This is a genomic window from Caulobacter sp. B11, assembly GCF_002737765.1.
Taxonomy (GTDB): domain Bacteria; phylum Pseudomonadota; class Alphaproteobacteria; order Caulobacterales; family Caulobacteraceae; genus Caulobacter.
In genome coordinates this window covers 1-6,953 of record NZ_PEGG01000142.1, presented here as the reverse complement: position 1 = coordinate 6,953, position 6,953 = coordinate 1, and the positions used below count along the sequence as shown (strand labels likewise).

General features: G+C 67.7%; 5 protein-coding genes, 1 tRNA gene and 3 pseudogenes. 4 read left to right on the top strand and 5 right to left on the bottom strand.

The genetic code is table 11. From position 1 onward, the window contains the following. Positions 1-313, bottom strand: a pseudogene (locus tag CSW58_RS07180) (sorbosone dehydrogenase family protein); the annotation flags it as partial. A gap of 744 nt (positions 314-1,057) precedes the next feature. Here CSW58_RS07180 and CSW58_RS07170 point away from each other — a divergent pair. Then, a complete protein-coding gene (locus CSW58_RS07170) occupies positions 1,058-2,296 on the top strand; it encodes an acetyl-CoA C-acetyltransferase (protein ID WP_099446828.1) in 1,239 nt (412 codons plus the stop codon). Positions 2,297-2,518: 222 nt separating this feature from the next. Here the strand turns inward: CSW58_RS07170 and CSW58_RS07165 are convergent. After that, positions 2,519-2,594 (bottom strand) — tRNA-Lys (locus tag CSW58_RS07165). An 81-nt stretch (positions 2,595-2,675) separates the two neighbouring features. On the opposite strand from CSW58_RS07165, the gene CSW58_RS07160 reads away from it, so the two are divergent. Further along, positions 2,676-3,014, top strand: coding sequence for an Hpt domain-containing protein (locus tag CSW58_RS07160; protein WP_099446827.1), 339 nt, complete (start codon positions 2,676-2,678; stop codon positions 3,012-3,014). 20 nt (positions 3,015-3,034) lie between these two features. Here CSW58_RS07160 and CSW58_RS07155 read toward each other — a convergent pair whose 3' ends face one another. The 3 genes and pseudogenes from CSW58_RS07155 to gcvA form a co-directional block, all read right to left on the bottom strand. Beyond that, positions 3,035-3,961 carry a hypothetical protein gene (locus CSW58_RS07155; RefSeq protein ID WP_099446826.1) on the bottom strand — a complete coding sequence of 309 codons (927 nt, stop codon included), beginning with the start codon at positions 3,959-3,961 and terminating at the stop codon, positions 3,035-3,037. 167 nt (positions 3,962-4,128) lie between these two features. Further along, a complete protein-coding gene (locus tag CSW58_RS07150) occupies positions 4,129-4,458 on the bottom strand; it encodes a chorismate mutase (RefSeq protein WP_099446825.1) in 330 nt (109 codons plus the stop codon). A 6-nt stretch (positions 4,459-4,464) separates the two neighbouring features. Then, positions 4,465-5,410, bottom strand: a pseudogene (gene gcvA / locus CSW58_RS07145) (transcriptional regulator GcvA). A 216-nt stretch (positions 5,411-5,626) separates the two neighbouring features. On the opposite strand from gcvA, the pseudogene cobA reads away from it, so the two are divergent. After that, positions 5,627-6,482: pseudogene (cobA, locus tag CSW58_RS07140) on the top strand (uroporphyrinogen-III C-methyltransferase). Positions 6,483-6,495: 13 nt separating this feature from the next. Beyond that, positions 6,496-6,855, top strand: a complete 360-nt coding sequence (locus tag CSW58_RS07135) for a DUF2849 domain-containing protein (protein ID WP_099446824.1) — start codon at positions 6,496-6,498, stop codon at positions 6,853-6,855. Positions 6,856-6,953: the final 98 nt, after the last annotated feature.

The following is a 6,953-nucleotide window of genomic DNA, read 5'->3' as shown; positions in this document are numbered from 1 at the left end:
CTTTTTCGAACCAACCCTTAAGGCCCTTGCTGTCCTCGGGCTTGGGCGGGGCGTTGGTTTCGGCGACCAGCACGTCGCCATTGGGCACACACATGGATCCAGCGGGGATGGTCGAGGCCGGCGGCCAGGGCTGTGACGGCGGCGAAGCCAGGCGCGGCCTTGGGGGTTTGGCCGGGGCCCAGCGCACCGCCGGCGCGATCTTGACCACGGGCAGGAAGCCCTTGCGCGGCTCGGGCAGGGTGGGGTTCGCGCCGAAGCCTTGCTCGGGTGGCAGGGAGGGTCCCGCGCCGCAGCCGACGAGCATGAGCAGCATGGGGACGACCAGCAGGGCCGTGGTGGCGTGGCGTAGGCATGGCGTGTTTCTTCCCTCGACCTGTCGGCAGCCGGTTGAACGCCGGACGTCACCACAAGGTTCGCGATTGCGCGTGCAAGCGACGCCGACGTCAAGACAAGCTTGTCGCGGAGCGCGCTCCACCCGGGAAAACCCCTCGCCGCACAGCGCCCACAAGCCTGTGGGTGTCCCGAGGCCGGACGGTGCGCGGGACATGAGGGTCCTTATTGAAGAATTCGTGCGTCGCGTCGTGCTCCAAGCGCCTATGATGCCCCCGCGCCGGCCTGTCCGCCGGCCAGGAGAAGCGTCTTGAACGACGAAGACGCCCGGTGCTCTACCCCATCGACATCCCCAGTCCGCCTTGGTCGGCATTAGGATGACTCTGGATCCGGCAAGCTGACGGCGCTGCGCAACCTTGCCCGCAAGAAGGCCGGCGAGCAGGTCGATTGGATCAAGATCAGCGACGCCCGGGCCCTGACCGAGGTTGGGTTCGCCGAGCGTAATCGTGAAGGCTGGACGATCACCGCCGCCGGTGAAGCCCTGCTCGCGGCGTCGGGCGACCTCGCCGAGGAAGCCCCCTCGCGCGACAGCGCGTCGGTGGTGGCGACGATACGGCCCGTGTTGGTGGATGCGGCCGCCGCGACCAACGCTCCTGAGAATCCGCTGGACTGACCTTACGTCGCGCCTCGTCAGATCGTCAAAACAGCCGATCCGGAGGAACTCGCCATGCCTGAAGCCCTGATTATTGACGCCTGCCGCACGCCGCGGGGCATCGGAAAGGTCGGCAAGGGCGCCCTGGCCGATTTCCATCCCCAGCATCTGGCCGCCACGGTGCTCAAGGCCCTGGCCGAGCGCAACAACCTTAATACCGGCGAGGTCGACGACATCATCTGGGGCACCAGCACCCAGCGCGGCAAGCAGGGCGGCGATCTGGGCCGCATGGCGGCGCTGGACGCCGGCTATGACGTTCGCGCCAGCGGCATGACCCTGGACCGCTTCTGCGGCTCGGGCATCACCACGGTGAACCTGGCCGCCGCTTCGATCATGTCGGGCATGGAAGACCTGGTGATCGCCGGCGGGACCGAGATGATGTCCTACACCGCCGCCACCGCCGACCGCTCGTCGGTCGGTCTGCTGGACTCGGGCAATCTGCGCCTGCGGGCCCGCCATCCCCAGACCCATCAAGGCGTCTGCGCCGACGCCATCGCCACGCTGGAAGGCATCTCCCGACAGGCCCTCGACGAACTGGCCGTGGTCAGCCAGCAGCGCGCCGATCAGGCCATCCGCGAGGGCCGCTTTGACCGCTCCCTGGTGCCGGTGTTCCGCGACGACGGCTCGGTGGCGCTGGATCGCGAGGAGTTCCCCCGCCCGCAAACCACCCTGGAAAGCCTGTCGGGCCTGAAGGCCTCGTTCGAGATGATGGCCGGCGTGCCGATCGACGAGTCCGGCATGACCCTGGGCGGCCTGATCAACCAGGTCTATCCGGACCTGAAGATCAACCACGTCCACCATGCCGGCAATTCGTCGGGCGTCGTTGACGGCGCTGCGGCGGTGCTGCTGGCCTCGCCGGCCTATGCCGCCGCCCATGGCCTCAAGGCGCGCGGGCGGGTCGTGGCGATGGCCAATATGGGCGACAGTCCGACCCTGATGCTCAACGCCCCCGTTCCGGCCGCCCGCAAGGTGCTGGCCAAGGCCGGGCTGACCGTCGATGACATCGACCTGTGGGAGATCAACGAAGCCTTCGCGGTAGTGGCCGAGAAGTTCATCCGCGACCTCAAGCTCGACCGCGACAAGGTCAATGTGAACGGCGGCGCCATGGCCCTCGGCCATCCGATCGGCGCGACTGGTTCGATCCTGATCGGCACCATCCTCGACGAACTTGAGCGCCGCGATCTCAAGCGCGGCCTGGTCACCATGTGCGCCGCCGGCGGCATGGCCCCGGCGATCATCATCGAGCGCGTCTAGTCGACGCCCAACGCCCGGTCCGGCGGCTTGCTTGCAGGCGCCGGACCGCGGCCGCGGCGCCGCGCGCGCCCTTCCGCTGGAAACCCGGCGGCAATCAGCGTAGGCCTTTTGAACTCTGGATGGTCGTTGACCGGCCAGAACGCCGGCGCGCCCGTTGATCGTCGAAAGATCGGCGGGGTCCCCGGTGGGGTGAATTCAGATCGTTGATTTTCGGAAGGAAAGTGGTGGGCGCAGTAGGATTCGAACCTACGACCCGCTGATTAAGAGTCAGCTGCTCTACCAACTGAGCTATGCGCCCGCTCGGTCCGAAGCACCTAGATGCCCGGCGGCGAGGCGCGGAACATACGCAAAGAATCCGGGAACGCAAGGGGACTTATTCGTGGCGAAACGAGATATCACCGGAGCCGTCGATTTCGCCTATCTGGAAGGGTTCGCGGCGGGGGATTCCCAGGTCATCGATGAGGTGCTGGCGCTGTTTCGCGAACAGGCCGCGCTGTGGACGCCGATGCTCGATCCCAGTCACGATGGCTGGCGCGACGCGGTCCACACCGTCAAGGGCGCGGCGCGGGGCGTGGGGGCCTTTGCGCTGGGCGACGTGTGCGAGCAGTGCGAGGCGGCGTCGGCCAGCCTGCAGGCCGTCCGTACGGCTCTGGACGCGGCCCTGATGGACATCGCCGCCTATGCGCACGAGCGCGCGCTTCGCTCGCTGCGAAGTTAGGCGGGCTCGCGGCCCGGAGCCTAGCGGCCCTGAACCTGCGGCAGGAACCGTTCGATGGTCTGGCAGATGACGATGTCGGGCTTGTAGGCCTCGATTTCCGCGGGATCGAGATCGGGGGACCAGATGAACTGGAACTCCTCGAACCAGCGTGCGAACCACCAGGAGAGGCACTCGGGAGATCCGCCGCGTTCGAAGAACGAATTGCCGAACGCCAGCACTCGCTTCTTGATCGGCGCGCTCGGATTGCTCCAGCCTCGGCGCTGGCCGCGGTGGCCGGCGTCCTCGATGACGAGAATTTCCTGCAGGCCGGCGGAATAGGTCTCGATCTCCGGCGAGTTCGGAAAGGCGACGCGATTGTAAAATTGCAGGCCGCCGAAATGGTCGGACAGGTCCGAGCGTTTGATCTGGGGTGGGCCGAAGGTGATGGTCGGCGGCTCCAGGCCAAGCCGCGCCAGGGCGGCCTGGAAGGCCTTGACGCTGCCGAACGCTGACATGTGTCCGTTGGCCTTCGGGAAGGCGATCAGGGCCTCGTCGGCGTCGAACAGGACCCGCACGTCGATATAGTCCGGGTGCGACGCCTGCGAAGCGCTGAGCGCCTGCATCAGCGGCGTGCCCGCGGCGGCCGGGAAGGGGGTCTTCTGCGGCAGCAACGAGGACTTTTCCGGCACGATCATCTGCAGAAACTGCACGCCGGCGGCCTTGGCGGTCTCGCGGCGGCGATCAAGGGTTTCGGCCCATTGAGCCGCCAGGGCTTGCGCCTCGTCCTGCGGCATCAGGTACTGGCCGTTGATGTTGTTGGCGCCGGTGTGGACGAACAGATAGCCGTCCTGCCCGAACACGACGATTGTATCCGCCGAGCAGGTGCCCACGGGGATTTCCACCGCGCAGAGTTCAGGGTTCTCGCGATACGCGCTGAAATCTGAACTGATGACGGGCCATTGGGTCATGTCGCGCGCCGAGCCTGAACTGCTGTACTGAACCGGCTTGCTAGTAGAGGTTGAGCGCGGGCAATACAATCGAACTGTGGCTGTTGGTGGGCCTGGATCGACCCGACGTGCTGCCCCCCGGCGGGTGCATCCTCCCAAAAAGGAGAGGATCGCGTCGGCCGTTTGGCCTAGCCCCGGGTCTCGTCCCAGCTGGCGTATTCATAGGCGATGCAGCGATCAATCAGGGTGCGCCAGACGGGTTCGGCGATCGCTTCGGAGAGACCAGACTCGCGAGCCGCGGCCCGGACCTTGGTCACCACGTCCTCGATCCGCGCTCGGTCGAACACCTTGGAGCGGTCGGCCTTGATGCGGGCGGCGGCGGCCATGTAGCTCTGGCGCTCGGTGAGCAGGGCGACCAGAGCGCGGTCGAGGGCGTCCACGCCCTGGCGGACGTCGGCCATGCTCTGGCAGTCGGCGGCAGTCTGTCGTTCGCCGACCTCGATACTCGTCTTGACCATTTAGCCCTAGATGCCCGCGCCGTTGTCCATGGTGAGGAGGGCCGCTTCATGGGCGGCGGCCTCTTCCTTGAGCCAGGAGACGAACGCCTTGACCTGCGGCAGCCGTCCCTTGGCCTTGGGATGGACGACGTAATAGGCGAAGTCCACGGCCGTGGGAATCTCGAATGGGATCACCAGGCGGCCAGCGTCGAGATCGGCCTGGGCCAGGGTCTGCTTGGCCAGGGCGATACCGCGGCCGTTGGCGGCGGCCTCGATCACCAGGCTGGACTGGTTGAAACGCGGGCCGCGCGAGCCGTCGACGGTTTTCAGGCCGCGCGCCGCCAGCCACATGGCCCAGTCGGGGCAGCTGTCGTCGGCGTCGGGCGAGCCGTCGTGCAGCAGGATATGGTGCGACAGGTCCAGCGGACTGGCCAGGGGATTGGCGGCCAGGAGCTCTGGACTGGCCACGGGCACCACGGTCTCGCTGAGCAGGCGCACCACCTCCAGGCCCGGATAGCGGCCCGAACCGTAGCGGATGGCCAGGTCGACCTCGCCGGCGTTGAAGTCGACGACCTCCATGCCGGCCGACAGCCAGACATCGACCTGGGGCTGGGCCTGTTCGAACTTGCCCAACCGCGGCACAAGCCACTTGGCGGCGAAGGAGGGGGCGGCGGTCAGGGTCAGGCGGCGGCCGTCGACGGCGGCGGTCAGCAGCGACGCCGCCTCGGCCAGGCGGTCGAAGGCCTCTCGCAGGGCGGGCAGGGCGGTCTGGGCGGCGTCGGTCAGCAGCAGGCCCTTGGGGGTGCGCTTGAACAGGGCGGCGCCGACATAGTCTTCCAGATTCTGGATCTGCTGGCTGACGGCTCCGGGGTCACCGACAGCTCGTCGGCGGCCCGGCTGAAGTTCAGATGACGCGCCGCCGCCTCGAAACGTTGAGCGGCGGGAGACGGCGTCGTTCCGACGGTCTTTCCATGAGTTTTACTGAACGCCCCGGCAGAAGTCCTTGTTTGCGAAGTGGCCTGCCCAAGCTCAGTTTGCAAGCGTTCGCTGAGGGAATGGCCCTTTTCATTGGCGAACACGAGCGGGACGAATCCTCGGATTCGCCCCGCCTTCGATTCCGCAATTCCCTGTCGGGCCAAGCCACCAAGACGCGATCGTCGCTGGGCGGCGCTTATAGAGGACCTGCACCATGGCTCGGGCGTCCGACCGATCCGCCCGGCCTGGCCTGATCGTCATCGACGGTGGGACGGGCCCGCGCGCGCCGGGACGCGTGCGGCTGGTCGGCGCCGGCCCGGGCGATCCCGACCTGCTGACCATCAAGGCGCTGAAGGCGCTTCAGGCCGCCGAGGTCATCGTGCATGACGGCCTGGTCTCGGCCGAAATTCTCGCTCTGGCCTCGTCCGCCGCCCGCCGCATTGACGTGGCCAAGCGCAAGTCGCGCCATACCTTGCCGCAGGACGACATCAACCAGCTGCTGGTCGGCCTGGCGCTTGAGGGGCTGTATGTCGTGCGCCTGAAGGGCGGGGATCCGTTCCTGTTCGGGCGCGGCGGCGAAGAGCTTGCCGCCTGCCGCGCGGCCGGCGTCGATTGCGACGTCATCCCCGGTGTCACCGCCGCCCTGGCCGCCTCGGCCGGAGCCGGGGCGCCCCTGACCCATCGCGCCGTCGCCCAGGCGGTCACCTTTGTCACCGGTCACGCGGCGCACGGCGAGCCCGACCTTGACTGGACCGCCCTGTCGCGACCCAACCAGACCGTCGTCATCTATATGGGCGTCACCACCGCCGGCCTGATCGCCGAGCGGCCTGATGGCCGCCGGTCGCGCCGGCGCCACTCCGGCCCTGATCGTCGAGAACGCCAGCCGGGTCGACGAGCGCCGCATCCTCACCAGCCTGAGCCAGCTTGCGGTCGCCGCGCAGGGCCTCAAGGGGCCGGCGCTGTTGATGGTCGGCGAAGCGATGGCGATGGCGCAGCAACATCCGCCCAACCCCGCGAAAGCGCGGACCCAAGCGGCGATTCATTATGGGTTCCCGCCTTCGCGGGGATGAGCGGATTTTCCGAATGAAAGCCATCACAGCCAATCGCCTGGGCGACGGTGAAGTCGTGTTCTGGAAAGCCGGGGCCTGGGTCGAGGGTTTCGGCCAGGCCGAGCTGTTCGACGCCGACGCGCCGGTCGAGGCCGCCGTGGCCATCGGCAAGGCCCAGCCGACGGTCGTGATCGACGTCTATCCGATCGACCTGGTCGAGGCCGACGGCCGCTGGGCGCCGCTCAGCTATCGCGAGCGCATCCGGGCCCTGGGTCCGACCAATGAACCGACGCACGGCAAGCAGGCCGAGGGCGGGGCGGTGATCGAGGCGCTGCGCCATGCGGCCGGCGCCGCGCGATCGACCGGCCGTGTCGACCTGATCCGCAGGAAGTAGAGCGATGTACCAGTACGACGCCATCGATCGTGATTTCCTCGTCGATCGCTCCAACGAGTTCCGAGCTCAGGTGGGCCGCCGCCTGGCCGGGCGACTGA